Below are 12,929 nucleotides of genomic sequence, written 5' to 3'. Positions count from 1 at the left end.
CTCGGTTCCGCCACTCTGGATCACCTTAAAACAGCTCGTAGCATCAAACTCATTGCAATAAATTATTGGCGTTTCCTGATTATTCTTAATACGTAGCTCGTCTACAAAAACCTGTTCCAAGTCCGGCATCAGAAAACAGCCAGACAACGCGAGCGGCGGACAAGACATCTTAATGACGTTTAGAAATATAGATAAGATTTTTGACATCGCTCTCACTCGCAATAGATCGTTCATATTTTGTGCCGCTAGACAAATTTCTGTAAAGGAAACCGGGGATAGACCACGATTACCGAAAAACGTGGTCTGTTCCTAAGGGATCCCCAGAACCTACAATGCTGAAGCTCTGAGTCGCTACTGTGACCGTTACCGGATGCAGCCGATAATCCCTCTGCGGCCCATGAAATGCAAAACCAAGCCCGGCCTGCCTAGCTTGTTGTATCGGCCAAAATACCGGCCGCGAAACATCATCGAACACATGTTCGGCTGGCTGAAATAAAGCCGCTGCATCGTCACACGCCTCGACAAGCTCGCGAAAAGTTATGCTGCGATGGTCTCGTTAGCTTGTGCTATGCCGTGTTTGCAACATTCCTTTTCGTACAGAGCCTAACTCTTCAGGAAGACCTCGACGTTGACCGCCCCAGTCTTGCGATCAACTCGGGATCGACTAATCACCTTTGCGTCCAACGGCTGCTCGGAAGGTATGTATATTTCAAACACGCCCTCGCCCTCAGTTTCGAATTTCCCTAGCGTCCAATTGGACTGATCCTCTTTCGACGGTTCCGGATACTCACTTAACGCCAGACGCGTAGCCTCCTTAGCGATTGGCTCCATTTCATCCAAGCTCATCAACCTCTTCATCACCATGGCTTCCACCCATTCAAGCTATCACCGTTCGGAACAAATATGCCTCGTTGCCCCATAGAACTGAACGCAAGGATACGCCAGGCATCGAGACGCATGCTCTGCGTGGCATATGGAGAGTCCTTTCGTACAAGTCGGACCAAAAACTTAGTCAACTCCAGAAGAGACAGCACCCTTTTCTATTCCCCTACTGTTTCAGTCAATCAAAATACATCAGAAGACTTGATCTGCCCGCACTGCCCCAAAGCTGCCAACTGGCTTTCGCTATATAACAGACTGCAACGAAACCGCCATCTCCAATGCAACCTTCGAATAATTCACACTACCATCAGAAGCCGGCTGTTGTTTCAATTCATCTAACGCATACACAACACTAGCTTTGTAACCAGACCGAAACAACCGAACGTCTTCCCTGTCGTTGACATAAATACCAACAGCTCGCACCGAGCCGTCTTCTAGCTTTAAATCAAGCATATTATTTGCTTGATGCTTATCTTGCCCCGCAACATAAGCCCGCAAAATGACGCCAGAAACGAATAACAGTGGCATTTGTCCTTGGCGGATGCTATCCCACCAATCTACTGATCCAAAAAGCCCATAGGTTCCTTTAAGCCCTATAAGCGGGCGAGTTTTATCCAATGTTAAAGCTTGAGTCAACGATACTCTTTCGTGATCTCTTTCCAAGTCATGCTCAAGACGATAAATCAACCTCATTGAATTATCATCTTCGCTCAAGCCAAAAAATATTTGGAGAACTCACCCAGCCAACCCTCAAAACAGATAATTTTTATCGCCAAACTCAGAATCTACTTGTGCGTAATGCTTTTACCCGACAATCGCTAGCATTCTATTTAGCCTTTAAAGAACGCAACAAAGCGTTAATAGCACTACTTCAAGTGAGCCAGAATTTTGCCCCCCCGTTAAGCCCTCTTGATCTTATTCTACGACCAACTGCCAACCGCCACTTCTTGCCTCTTCTTGCGTCAGATCCACAACATCTCTTATTTCAAAAGCCTTTTGATCAAGATTCGATTGTTGATTTAGCATCTTACGCTCACAAACTATCGTCAGAGGCTGTCGAACCTTATCACCAGAAACCGGATAAAATCGTTTTCCGATAACATCAACATTGGAGTTACAGCCTTTACAAGCGACGATCGTAACTCCATCTGACAACTCAAATTTTTCGACTACGCTCATTGTAAACTTCATTTATTAGAGCCCTATCTTTCTGTTGCCTTCTGACTTCTCAAGTGCGTTGGTCACCGTGATCCAATCTGAAAATCTCGCCATCGGCAAAATCCGTCATCACAACGCTACCAATAACAATATTATCTTATCTTTATCACGCTTGACATGTCAGTAGTCAATTCGCAGCTCACCTCGCTTGCCGAAGTTAACAATACGGACCAACTGAAATCCCATTGGAAGTACCTTATCTCGAATCAACTGGGAAACCGCATCTTCCAGAGCTTCAGGTGTGACCAAGTCCGCTGAAATGTGAATCCAGTACGGTACGTTTTCATGCGCATCTTCGTCTGAAATAGCGACGGAGAAAGTCATGCCACCAAGGGAACCCTTAAAATAATAACCATCAATGTAATTACTGCTCTCGCGCTCTTCCCCATCACTGACGTCTAGGGCATCGAAGAATCTTTTCGCAAATGGTCGCAGTTCCACGCAGCTAGGGTGCATGCCAAGCAGATTTACATATTGCATTGAATTCAACCTCCAGAAACGATTAGTTTCCAACAATTGACAGCCGGGGTCCCTCAGGGTCTGCCCCCCGTTTACCCTTGACAAAATTTATCGCTTACTGCCCTATCGATGATGATCTCGGAATGGTCCTTGTCACGATTGACTATTGGCGACACTGAGCGAATCAGCTTGATATCGAGGACCTTTCCACAGACCTTAATGTTTTGACGATCAAATGATTCTAACCTCTCTTCGTCACTGTCATTATCAACGTGCGAAACGAAAATTACGCTGTAGCTTCTGCCGCTCTGGACTACCTCAGAACAGGTCGTAGCATCGAATTCGTTGCAATAGGCTATTGGTACCGCCAGCTTATTTTCGATACGAAGCTCGTCAAAAAAAACTTGTTCCATTTCTATCAGAGAACAACTAGACAACGCCAGTGGCAAAATCGACACTTTAATGACGTGTAGAAATATAGATAAAATTTTCGACACCACTCTACTCTCACTCGCAACAGATTGGGAATATTTTTAAGGCATTATCTTATTAGCTACTTCAGCATCTATTGAAGACACCATCAAGATTCTCGACCGCATTGTTAGCCTCATCAGATTCACCATAGACTCCCCAATATGCGTCAAGTCAAAAGATAAAGGTTTCGCCAGAATAGAAACGTGGCTCTACCCTCCTTCCCTCTCATCAGTAAGCACAATATTCGCCACCAATGAACCTAGAGGAAGCTCCTTCGTTTTCCTAATTATTTGGCCTTTTAATGTCCAGTAGACATCAAGGTCTGAAACCTCTAGGTTGTCGACAACATCCTTACCACCGAGAAACAATGGCACCCTATAGCCGATACAGTCTTCATAGCTAGGAGCAGCACCTTGAGCTAGCCATTGAATATGGAAGCTAACAGCTAAGCCTCTTCTCGGAACTCCATCAATTCTTCGTTATGAAAAGTCACGATATTGCAGGGAATCTCTAGCGCCTCTCCGGTTCCTGGCTCAAACATAACAACTCCAGAATGCCCCCCTTCCAACCGACCTGAATCCAGCGCAAATATGCAACCTAGCCAATCGTAAGCAAAGCATTGCACACGCCCATCGAAATTGGGGAACGCATATTCAATGACTTGGTTCCACTCACTAATCGAGCTAGGCGCCATCACTCGATATAATGCTCTATCAAATGAACACCCTCCAAACTCCGACATCAGTTCAGACACCCCATAAGCGTCGCCTTTAATATCCAGAGCAGTCAGGCCTTTATCGACTACACGATAATCCTCGGAGAAAGAACTGCGAAAAATATCATACATGCGTCAATCTCCGATCTTCCATATTGTCAACTTTAAAAAACATTGGAGCAGTTCACATTTTCTACAGTATCCGCTATTGTTACCCCTGCTCCTTTCGCCTACCGCTGACAACTTGATTCCAATAGCGCACAGCTTCAAAATGCTGTTGCCTCGTCAACCATGTTTTGTTTTCTGGGCTTATTGGATCGCCACCTAAAATGACCGGTACGATCTCGAACAACTCCATTCCCTTGGGGCGCCCTGGCTTATTCATCCTCGTTTGCCAACCGAGCAAATAGATCGGGGAGATCGTAGGCTAGCGTTTCGGCATACCGCCGATCCATGCCTATAAACGGGATGCGCACTATCGGCATCGCTGCGTCATCGGTATCGAAGCCATACCCCTCGCCGCCTCCGCTCGAAGCGAACAAGAAGATGCCCGGAGCATAGACTTCTACTTCATACTCCCGATTGAAGTCGGCCAATTCCTCTGCACTCCAAAAAACAATGTAATTCTCGCCTATGAAACCCTCGCCACCATTATGCTGTTTGAGAAAGTCGATATAACTTTTTGGAAGTGCCATACCCGAGTGAGTCGAGAGGTCATTGAGGATCTCGGATTCAGCTGGGTCATTGAACTCCCCCTCTGTCAAATGATATTTCATAGCTAACAATACCTACTCCAATCAGTTGGTTCGTCTGACGGACTTTCCTTTTCATCTATAGCCCACAGCACCAATTTCTCTCCCGTCAACCAAAGTGGAACTCCTGGCATATCAAATATCTCTTCAATAGAAACCAGAGTTATTAACTCACCCTATGATATTTGACGGCAAACTCGAAAACCTCGCTCCCCTACCCTAAGATCTATCAATCGATGAACGTCAGGGTACTCACCATACTTTTCCGAAATTATTTCTGGATGGATGCTGAGCACTTAAAACAACTCCACTCCATCACAAGACTCATGGTATCGAAATAGAGCAGATTTAAGTCGGCGCTGGATGCTCAAGCAAGCTTTCCCAACAGCAGAAACATAAGGAATATAGCCCCCCCCCGAGGATCCGCTACCCCTCGTAAACAGTAGCAGCAATTAACATTTCCGCAGCAATCCGCCAAGTTATTTTTTCAACATCAACAGCTTCCCCCATATTTTTGTAATATCCACCCATGTCATTTGCGAAACCTGAGAGCCCCAAAAGAAACTGATCCAAAGTATCGTTCTGCCACTCGTCACGATTACTTACATAATCCCGGCTTAATATCTCAACAAAATCGACAAAACCCGCTTTTGTTGAAACGGCCTTTGCGCATTCACACAACTCATCACTCGTCATAATTTATTCCCAGGAACAGATCACGATTATGAAACGAACCAATTACAGGTGAATTCAAATCTCGACCTATCCTTGCCCCCCTTACATCATCTTTCTTTGCCAAACACTTGACTTAGAGCTCCGCCACGCATGCCATCCAAGCGGAAGATCAGCCAGCTCAATAACGGTTGGGTCGAGCATCACAATGCTTTGCAAACTCACTACCATTGCATCTTCTTCGCTGACAGGCTCCGATTGACTGGAGTGAAACTGCCAAGCACCATCATCGCTATCATGCGAAACATACGCTATCCAGCCACCCGATAAAACTATTTTCTGGCTTGCAACGACCGCGACGTTCGGAGGATCACTAAACTGCCAACCTGCCGTTACCATACTTATCATCCTTAACTGCTTTTTTGTCTTCTCTGTTTCCGTGTAATCACTACAGCCCCCACCCAACATAGTTAAATCACACACCCGTCAGTAATCCAATCAGTTAACGACATACCGATCCTTTTAAATTCATCAGAATCCATACTGCCTTGATCCACTAGGTAGACGCCTTTACCTGCAAGCGGAAGCATTATAGAACGGCCACCACTATCGTCACCTATAGCAAGATAGGCTGAGGCATATTTATCCACCTCCAGGGTCTTATTCCTTTCAACAAGCTCACTAGAAGAATATAAGATCACACCATTTTGCAATGAAAAACCATCTGCCGAATTAAGCATCTGCACATAAGCGTCTGGCAGTTGCACGTGAAAACCTCCTTGCAACTCAACCAACCTAACGCTCGAGAGAGCACCATTGACTATAGCAACTCCTCTAACATTCAAAATATTCATTTACCCTCCCAGAAACATGGCCTGCTCCCGCCTTACCCAACCTCCTTTCACTCATCAACCATTAACTCAAAAGACTCCGCTAAAACATCACAATCAACCCACGCAACGGGTTCCTCAAACAAACCCTCAAAAATATACATTCGGCAGTCACCAGAACCACTTGCTAAAGGAGGTAAATGCCCTATTAAATATTCATCCTTAAAGCCGTCCGGCTCTTTGGGATCTCCGATGTATTCGGTCAAACTCCTTTTTGATGTAACAACACCTCGAAACACCAGCTTTCCGGATGGCAATCGCGGACCGTCGGCCATCAACGGATGTCCGGCCATCGGAAGAACCCCATATACAGGGATAGACAAAGTTCTTCCTTCCGTTAAAGGGCTACTTAACCGTGACTCCGTAAAGTGAAGCTTTTCAATCCCCTCAGAAACTCGCCTCATACTTATCACCGATGCTCATGAAGGGGGATTCCCTCTCGCGCCTAGGATTGCTTTGGCGGCCATAACAAGTAGCAAGAGGCCATCACCGAAGCATAGCGGCTGCCATTTTTTCGTCTAGAGGTCAGGGACTGTTTTTTCATCGCCCTCCCCTGGCACCCATACGAAAGTCGCTGGCCAACAGACCTAGTAAACCCCAACCAAAAGCCCCTATGGACCCTCCCCGCAAATAGCACAAGCTCACGCCCACACAAGCCCCCCTCAGCCGTGACCGCTACAGCGAAAGGACTCCCACGCATCCCTCGTACGCATCACGTCGCGCTCAACCGAGTCCAGCCATGAACCTAGCGAACCTCTTCAACAAAGCCCGAACCCGCACTCAAGGGACGGTCAGCGTGGCCTGCATTTCGGGTGAACTTGACCAAACGCTGGCCAACCTACGTATCACCCCAGTACTGATCACCGGTTTCATCTCCCCTCACCTGGACATCGACCAGGTCGCCGCCAAGATCAAGAAGCGCTTCGCCCACAGCACCATCAGCCTATGCACGACCTCGGGTGAACTGTGCAACGCTGCGAACACGCTGTATTGCCAAACCGGCGAAACCTGGGATCGGGTAGTACTGCAGTTGTTTGACGCCAGTGTGATTGTGTCGGCCGAGGTGGTGATGGTGCCGCTGGAGTGCGAGGACATTCGCGGTGGCGGCAAGCGCTTGGCCATGCGTGAGCGAATCACGCGGTTGGTGAATAACATCAAGCAGGCGCAGGTGCGCACGCCCATTGATCATCGCGATACCTTGGCCTATGTGGTGTTCGATGGTCTTTCGGCCTCCGAGTCGTTCTTTATGGAAGCGCTGTATGAGTCTGGACGCTTCCCCTGCCTGTTCGTCGGCGGCTCGGCCGGTGGCAAGGCTGATTTCAAGAAGACCCTGATCAGTGATGGGCAGCGCAGTTACCAGAACCATGCGCAGATTGTCTTCTTGAAAACCGCGGCGGACGTGCGCTTCGGGGTGTTCAAGAGCCAGAATTTCCAACCGGCGGGGTTGACGTTCAGCGTGCTGACCGCGTCGGTCGAAGACCGCACCATCGACCAGGTCATCGACAGCCGGGGGAACATCAAGAGCATGGTCCAGGCGCTGTGCGATGCATTCGAGTGCAGTGCCCAGGCATTGGAGAAGAAGCTGGCCGATTATTCATTTGCCATTCGCGTGGGCGAAGAATTGTTCGTGCGTTCCATAGCCCGCATCGACCATCAACAGCAGATCATCCAGCTGTTCTGCGACGTGGCGCCTGGCGAAGAGTTGGTGATGGTCAAGCGCACGCCCCTGCGCGAGGCGACCCGACTCGACTACGAGAAATTCCTCAAGGGCAAAGGCGGCCAGCCGGTGGCCGCTATTCTCAATGACTGCATCCTGCGTCGGCTCAACAACAGCAGCGACCTGGGCAGCATGACCGGTATTTTCGGGGATGTACCGTTGGCCGGTTTCTCGACGTTTGGTGAAATCCTCGGCCTGAACCTGAACCAGACGCTCACGGCGATTTTCTTCTTCAGGGTCACCAAGGGCGCCGGTTTTGTCGATGAGTACGTCGACAACTTCATCGCCCACTATGGCGAGTTCAAGGCGTTTTTCCTGCGCCGCCAGATCAAGAAATTGGCGGGGCTGAACCATGTGGTGGTCAAGCAGATCAAGGCGTTCAAGCTGAATGATTTCAGCAGCGCCTTGGACACCCGCGGCCTGGACCCGACGATCCTGCCGGTGTTCGACGGCCTGACGGACCTGGGCCAGGTATTGGCGCAGGCCAGCCAGCAACAGGCGCAGATGGCGACGCAGATCAAGCACTACTCCGGCGAGCTGCACCTGTCGATGGATGACCTGACGGGCACGATCGACCGGCAACACGGCGTCGCCGAGCAGGCCGGCACGACCGTCGAGCAGTTGGCCACACAAGCGGGTGAAGCGGTGGTCGGCGCCCGTGCGCTCGCCAGTTCGAGTTTGCGCATTCAGTCGATTGTCCAGGTCATCCAGCAAATCGCCGGTCAGACCAACCTGTTGGCCCTCAACGCCGCCATCGAGGCCGCGCGGGCCGGTGAAATGGGCAGAGGGTTTGCGGTGGTGGCCGATGAGGTCCGCAAGCTGGCGGAGATTACCCGCAAGAATGCGGCGGAAATCGGTGTGGACATTGATCTGCTCTCGACGGAGATCCAAGGGGTCGCCCAACAGATCGAAGACCAGTCCGTCGCTGTGAGCGCCTTGCGAGAAATGCTCGATGCCTTGGAAGACTCGAGCCGGACCACCGAAGGCACGGCACAACGCACGAAAGCCATTGCGGACACTTTGACCGGGCTGACCCATGCCAATGCTTGAGATCGAGTCGGCCAGACAGTGAAGCGAGGGTAAGCGCCTGCCACAGATCCCTTTGTGGAACACTCCTTTGTGGGAGCGAGCCTGCTCGCGATGACGGCGGCCCAGTCAACATCACTGCAAACTGATCCACCGCTATCGCGAGCAGGCTCGCTCCCACAGGGTCAGTGCAATGCCTGCAAGATCGCCTGTCAGGGAATCAACATCTGCACCTGCCCCGGCACGACGATCTTGATCACCCCGGCCCAGGTGCACATCAAGGTGCTGTTGGCGTCGATGGCCGGCATGTTGCCCAGCAACAGGGTCGGGGCGCCGCCGGGGATCCACGGGGCGGCGGTGGCCGGGATGCAGGGCATGGGAGTCAGCACGCCCAGGGCCGCTGCGGTGGCGGCGGCCACGGTGGGGTTTGCCAGGCTCATGCACATGCCGAAGGTAGTGATGTTCACCAGCGGGATGTGATCCATGATGTTCGCCGCCGGCATCCCGCCGGTCAGCAGGCGATTGACCGGCAGCACATTGAGCACCGCCGGGGCTGCGCCGAAGCTGCATTGAAGGGTCGCGGTGCCACAGACTTGCGGGCATCCCATCGCGGTTGCTCCTTTGAAAGCGACAGACCCCAAAACCTTAGCTCGCCCCCATCCAACGCGCACGCCGCCATGCATCAAGCCCGCTGATTATCCGGCAACACGCTAACCTATAAGACCCTGGCGTGCTTGTGACGCCTCCCACGCGCCATTAGATTAGCCAATGATCGATGGCCTCCAAAATAAGCAGAAGGGATAAGTATGGCGTTTACTGATCAGTCCACCCGCGTGCGCGACGGTGAAGAACTCGATGCCAACCTGATCGACCCGTACCTCAAGGCCCACATTCCCGGCCTGACTGGCCTGCCGAAGATCAGCCAGTTCCCCGGTGGCGCGTCGAACCTGACCTACCTGCTGGAATACCCCGAACAGGAGTTCGTCCTGCGCCGGCCGCCGTTCGGCCACAAGGCCAAGTCCGCCCATGACATGGGCCGTGAGTTCCGCATCCTCAACCAATTGCGCGATGCTTTCCCGTACTGCCCCAAAGCCTATGTGCACTGCACCGACGAGTCGGTGATGGGCGCGGAGTTCTACGTGATGGAACGGGTCAAGGGCATCATCCTGCGCGCCGAGCTGCCGCCGGAGCTGGGTTTTGACGCCGAGCGCACCGAAGCGCTGTGCAAGAGCTTCATCGACCGCCTCGTCGAACTGCACCGCGTCGACTACAACGCTTGCGGCCTGGCCGACCTGGGCAAGCCCGAAGGCTACGTGGCCCGGCAGATCCGTGGCTGGAGCGACCGCTACGAAAAGGCCCTGACCCCTGACGCGCCGAAGTGGGAAGCGGTCAAGGCCTGGCTCAACGACAAGATGCCCGCCGACCATCCGACGTCGAGCATCGTCCACAACGACTACCGCTTCGACAACGTGATCCTCGACCCGGAAAATCCGATGCGGATCATCGGGGTGCTGGACTGGGAGCTGACCACCCTTGGCGACCCGTTGATGGATTTGGGCAACAGCCTCGCCTACTGGATCGAAGCCGAAGACCCGGCGCCGGTACAACTGTTGCGCCGCCAGCCCAGCCACGCGCCGGGCATGTTGACCCGCCGTGAGTTCGTCGACTACTACGCCGAGCGCGCAGGGATCCGCATCGACAACTTCGATTTCTACTACACCTACGGCCTGTTCCGCCTGGCCGGTATCGTCCAGCAGATCTACTACCGCTTCTTCCACGGCCAGACCCAGGACAAACGCTTCGCGCAGTTCGTTCAGATGAACAAACTGCTGGAGCAGATGAGCCTGCAGGTCATCGCTAAATCCACGCTCTGAGCGCCCTCATAACAAGGAAACAGCATGTCCAAGACCCAGTTGTTCGACCTCGACGGTAAAATCGCCTTCGTTTCCGGCGCCAGCCGCGGCATCGGCGAGGCCATCGCCAAACTGCTGGCCCAGCAAGGCGCCCATGTGATCGTGTCCAGCCGCAAGCTCGACGGTTGCCAGCACGTGGCCGATGCGATCATCGCCGCCGGCGGCAAGGCCACCGCCATCGCCTGCCACATCGGTGAAATGGAGCAGATCAGCCAGGTGTTCGCCGGCATCCGCGAACAGTTCGGGCGCCTGGACATCCTGGTGAACAACGCCGCCACCAACCCGCAATTCTGCAACGTCCTGGACACCGACCTGGGTGCGTTCCAGAAAACCGTGGACGTGAACATCCGCGGCTACTTCTTCATGTCGGTGGAAGCCGGCAAGCTGATGCGCGAGAACGGCGGCGGCAGCATCATCAACGTGGCGTCGATCAACGGTATTTCGCCAGGGGTCTTCCAGGGCATCTACTCGGTGACCAAGGCTGCGGTGATCAACATGACCAAGGTCTTCGCCAAGGAGTGCGCGCAGTTCGGCATCCGCTGCAACGCCCTGTTGCCGGGCCTGACCGACACCAAGTTCGCCTCGGCACTGGTCAAGAACGACGCCATCCTGAAGACCGCCTTGGCGCAGATCCCCCTCAAGCGCGTGGCTGACCCGAGCGAAATGGCCGGCGCGGTGCTGTACCTGGCCAGTGATGCGTCGAGCTACACCACGGGCGTGGCGTTGAATGTGGATGGTGGGTTTCTGTCCTGACAGTGAGTCCCATGGCAGACCCGTGAAGATCCCCTGTGGGAGCGGGCTTGCTCGCGAATGCGGTGGATCAGTGAATACAGCTGCGACTGACACACCGCATTCGCGAGCAAGCCCGCTCCCACAAAGGGATCTTCAGCAATCACGGAAATGAATATTTATTCCAATATTTGCAATTAGCGAATATTTATTCCATAAAGAGCCCTTCTGAAAATAAAAACTCAAAAAGGGCTCTTTCTCATGCGTGAACTCGGCATCGGTCTGATTGGCACCGGCTTCATGGGCCGCGCCCATGCCTTGGCGTTCCACAATGCCAAGGCGGTGTTCGACCTCCCCTTGAACCTGAAACTGGCGGCCCTGGCCGACGCCGATCCGCAGCGTGCCCGGCAATGCGCCCAGAGCTGGGGGTTCGAGACGGCCCACAGCGACTGGCAACAGCTGATCGACGACCCGAAGGTTCACCTGGTCGCCATCACCACCCCCAACCACCTGCACTTCCCGATGGCCATGGCCGCGTTGGCGGCGGGCAAGCCAGTCTATTGTGAAAAGCCGTTGGCGGTGTCCCTGGAACAGGCCGGGCAGATGCGCCAGGCGGCCAAAGCCGCCGGGGTGGTGACGCGGGTCGGCTATAACTACCAGCACAACCCGATGATTCAATGGGCGCGGGACATGATCCAGCGCGGCGAACTGGGGCGGATCATCAGTTTCCAGGGTGAATTCAGCGAAGATTTCATGGCCGATCCGACCTCACCGTGGTCATGGCGCTGCGAAGCGAGCCATGCCGGTGGCGCGCTGGCGGACCTGGGCAGCCACTTGCTCGCTATGGCCCGGCACTTGTTGGGCGATGTCGAGGCCGTCTGTGCCGACAGCCAGACCGTGCACCACCAACGCCCTGCCAGCGCCGGCAATGCCGAACAGCGGGCCATCGCCGTGGATGATCAAGTCCATGGGCTGCTGCGTTTCGCCAATGGCGCCCGAGGCACGGTGAGCAGCAGTTGGCTCAAGCACGGCTACAAGAATCACCTGAGTTTCGAGATCAGCGGCACCCTTGGCACCCTGGCGTTCGATCAGGAACGGTTGAATGAACTTCGCCTGTGCCGCGCCGGCCAGCCCGGCTTCCAACGTTTGCTGGCCGGCCCGGATCTGCCCGGCTATGCCGCGTTCAGCCCGGCTGCCGGGCACCAGTTGGGCTACAACGAATTGAAGACATTGGAAGTGCAGGAACTGATCATGGCGCTGGCCGGCGAAGGCGCCGGCGGGACGGATTTCGAAGAGGCCTGGGAAGTGGAGCGATTGGCGGCGGCAATTCGCGTTGCGGCACGGGAGGAGCGCTGGGTCAAGGTCAACGAGCTATAACTTGCTGAGCAAACCGCTCATGTAAACGGCTCCTGTGGCGAGGGAGCTTGCTCCCGCTGGGTTGCGCAGCAACCCCAGAGAGGCTGAATGCAATCAATCTGACAC

The 12,929-nt window shown here is 53.4% G+C and carries 14 protein-coding genes and 1 pseudogene; 5 read left to right on the top strand and 10 right to left on the bottom strand.

What is annotated here, in order from left to right; genetic code table 11:
• Window positions 1–322: 322 nt before the first annotated feature.
• Window positions 323–607: pseudogene (locus HU767_RS07555) on the top strand (IS5/IS1182 family transposase); the annotation flags it as partial.
• Window positions 608–1,125: 518 nt separating this feature from the next.
• Here the strand turns inward: HU767_RS07555 and HU767_RS07550 are convergent.
• The 9 genes from HU767_RS07550 to HU767_RS07510 form a co-directional block, all read right to left on the bottom strand.
• Window positions 1,126–1,575 carry a hypothetical protein gene (locus HU767_RS07550; protein ID WP_033028100.1) on the bottom strand — a complete coding sequence of 150 codons (450 nt, stop codon included), beginning with the start codon at window positions 1,573–1,575 and terminating at the stop codon, window positions 1,126–1,128.
• Between the two features lie 222 nt (window positions 1,576–1,797).
• Window positions 1,798–2,061, bottom strand: a complete 264-nt coding sequence (locus tag HU767_RS07545; RefSeq protein WP_186707358.1) for a hypothetical protein — start codon at window positions 2,059–2,061, stop codon at window positions 1,798–1,800.
• A 159-nt stretch (window positions 2,062–2,220) separates the two neighbouring features.
• A complete protein-coding gene (locus HU767_RS07540) occupies window positions 2,221–2,580 on the bottom strand; it encodes a hypothetical protein (protein ID WP_225917564.1) in 360 nt (119 codons plus the stop codon).
• 898 nt (window positions 2,581–3,478) lie between these two features.
• Window positions 3,479–3,880: a hypothetical protein gene (locus tag HU767_RS28680; RefSeq protein ID WP_202894652.1), complete on the bottom strand. Its 402-nt coding sequence runs from the start codon at window positions 3,878–3,880 to the stop codon at window positions 3,479–3,481.
• Between the two features lie 245 nt (window positions 3,881–4,125).
• Window positions 4,126–4,524, bottom strand: a complete 399-nt coding sequence (locus tag HU767_RS07530) for an SMI1/KNR4 family protein (RefSeq protein ID WP_186707356.1) — start codon at window positions 4,522–4,524, stop codon at window positions 4,126–4,128.
• A gap of 402 nt (window positions 4,525–4,926) precedes the next feature.
• Window positions 4,927–5,196 carry a hypothetical protein gene (locus HU767_RS07525; protein WP_186707355.1) on the bottom strand — a complete coding sequence of 90 codons (270 nt, stop codon included), beginning with the start codon at window positions 5,194–5,196 and terminating at the stop codon, window positions 4,927–4,929.
• A gap of 81 nt (window positions 5,197–5,277) precedes the next feature.
• On the bottom strand, window positions 5,278–5,571 hold the full coding sequence (locus HU767_RS07520; RefSeq protein ID WP_186707354.1) for a hypothetical protein: 294 nt from the start codon (window positions 5,569–5,571) through the stop codon (window positions 5,278–5,280).
• Between the two features lie 71 nt (window positions 5,572–5,642).
• On the bottom strand, window positions 5,643–6,026 hold the full coding sequence (locus HU767_RS07515) for an SMI1/KNR4 family protein (RefSeq protein WP_225917563.1): 384 nt from the start codon (window positions 6,024–6,026) through the stop codon (window positions 5,643–5,645).
• Window positions 6,027–6,073: 47 nt separating this feature from the next.
• Complete coding sequence (locus tag HU767_RS07510; RefSeq protein ID WP_186707353.1) at window positions 6,074–6,385, bottom strand: hypothetical protein; 312 nt, start codon at window positions 6,383–6,385, stop codon at window positions 6,074–6,076.
• Window positions 6,386–6,801: 416 nt separating this feature from the next.
• Between HU767_RS07510 and HU767_RS29045 the strand changes: the two genes are divergently transcribed.
• Window positions 6,802–8,829 (top strand): methyl-accepting chemotaxis protein, encoded by a 2,028-nt coding sequence (locus HU767_RS29045; protein WP_186729077.1) that lies wholly within the window; start codon window positions 6,802–6,804, stop codon window positions 8,827–8,829.
• 188 nt (window positions 8,830–9,017) lie between these two features.
• Here the strand turns inward: HU767_RS29045 and HU767_RS07500 are convergent, their stop codons facing one another.
• Window positions 9,018–9,413: a DUF4280 domain-containing protein gene (locus HU767_RS07500; protein ID WP_003202818.1), complete on the bottom strand. Its 396-nt coding sequence runs from the start codon at window positions 9,411–9,413 to the stop codon at window positions 9,018–9,020.
• A gap of 198 nt (window positions 9,414–9,611) precedes the next feature.
• On the opposite strand from HU767_RS07500, the gene HU767_RS07495 reads away from it, so the two are divergent.
• From HU767_RS07495 to HU767_RS07485, 3 genes are all read left to right on the top strand, one after another.
• Window positions 9,612–10,679: a phosphotransferase family protein gene (locus tag HU767_RS07495; RefSeq protein ID WP_186729074.1), complete on the top strand. Its 1,068-nt coding sequence runs from the start codon at window positions 9,612–9,614 to the stop codon at window positions 10,677–10,679.
• Between the two features lie 24 nt (window positions 10,680–10,703).
• Window positions 10,704–11,471: an SDR family oxidoreductase gene (locus HU767_RS07490; protein ID WP_025213231.1), complete on the top strand. Its 768-nt coding sequence runs from the start codon at window positions 10,704–10,706 to the stop codon at window positions 11,469–11,471.
• A gap of 237 nt (window positions 11,472–11,708) precedes the next feature.
• Window positions 11,709–12,824 carry a Gfo/Idh/MocA family oxidoreductase gene (locus HU767_RS07485; RefSeq protein WP_186729072.1) on the top strand — a complete coding sequence of 372 codons (1,116 nt, stop codon included), beginning with the start codon at window positions 11,709–11,711 and terminating at the stop codon, window positions 12,822–12,824.
• Window positions 12,825–12,929: the final 105 nt, after the last annotated feature.

The sequence above is a fragment of the Pseudomonas sp. SWRI179 genome, assembly GCF_014268705.1.
Lineage (GTDB): Bacteria > Pseudomonadota > Gammaproteobacteria > Pseudomonadales > Pseudomonadaceae > Aquipseudomonas > Aquipseudomonas zanjanensis.
The sequence above is the reverse complement of the archived record's forward strand: the minus strand, read 5'-3'. Positions and strand labels throughout refer to the sequence as shown.

Excerpts from the sequence above, each read along its gene's own strand:
- HU767_RS07490 (WP_025213231.1), top strand. The coding sequence starts at position 10,704 with ATGTCCAAGACCCAGTTGTTCGACCTCGACGGTAAAATCGCCTTCGTT.
- HU767_RS29045 (WP_186729077.1), top strand. The coding sequence starts at position 6,802 with ATGAACCTAGCGAACCTCTTCAACAAAGCCCGAACCCGCACTCAAGGG.
- HU767_RS07550 (WP_033028100.1), bottom strand. The coding sequence starts at position 1,575 with ATGAGGTTGATTTATCGTCTTGAGCATGACTTGGAAAGAGATCACGAA.
- HU767_RS07530 (WP_186707356.1), bottom strand. The coding sequence starts at position 4,524 with ATGAAATATCATTTGACAGAGGGGGAGTTCAATGACCCAGCTGAATCC.
- HU767_RS07540 (WP_225917564.1), bottom strand. The coding sequence starts at position 2,580 with ATGCAATATGTAAATCTGCTTGGCATGCACCCTAGCTGCGTGGAACTG.
- HU767_RS07525 (WP_186707355.1), bottom strand. The coding sequence starts at position 5,196 with ATGACGAGTGATGAGTTGTGTGAATGCGCAAAGGCCGTTTCAACAAAA.
- HU767_RS07485 (WP_186729072.1), top strand. The coding sequence starts at position 11,709 with ATGCGTGAACTCGGCATCGGTCTGATTGGCACCGGCTTCATGGGCCGC.
- HU767_RS07495 (WP_186729074.1), top strand. The coding sequence starts at position 9,612 with ATGGCGTTTACTGATCAGTCCACCCGCGTGCGCGACGGTGAAGAACTC.
- HU767_RS07545 (WP_186707358.1), bottom strand. The coding sequence starts at position 2,061 with ATGAGCGTAGTCGAAAAATTTGAGTTGTCAGATGGAGTTACGATCGTC.
- HU767_RS07520 (WP_186707354.1), bottom strand. The coding sequence starts at position 5,571 with ATGGTAACGGCAGGTTGGCAGTTTAGTGATCCTCCGAACGTCGCGGTC.
- HU767_RS07500 (WP_003202818.1), bottom strand. The coding sequence starts at position 9,413 with ATGGGATGCCCGCAAGTCTGTGGCACCGCGACCCTTCAATGCAGCTTC.
- HU767_RS28680 (WP_202894652.1), bottom strand. The coding sequence starts at position 3,880 with ATGTATGATATTTTTCGCAGTTCTTTCTCCGAGGATTATCGTGTAGTC.
- HU767_RS07515 (WP_225917563.1), bottom strand. The coding sequence starts at position 6,026 with ATGAATATTTTGAATGTTAGAGGAGTTGCTATAGTCAATGGTGCTCTC.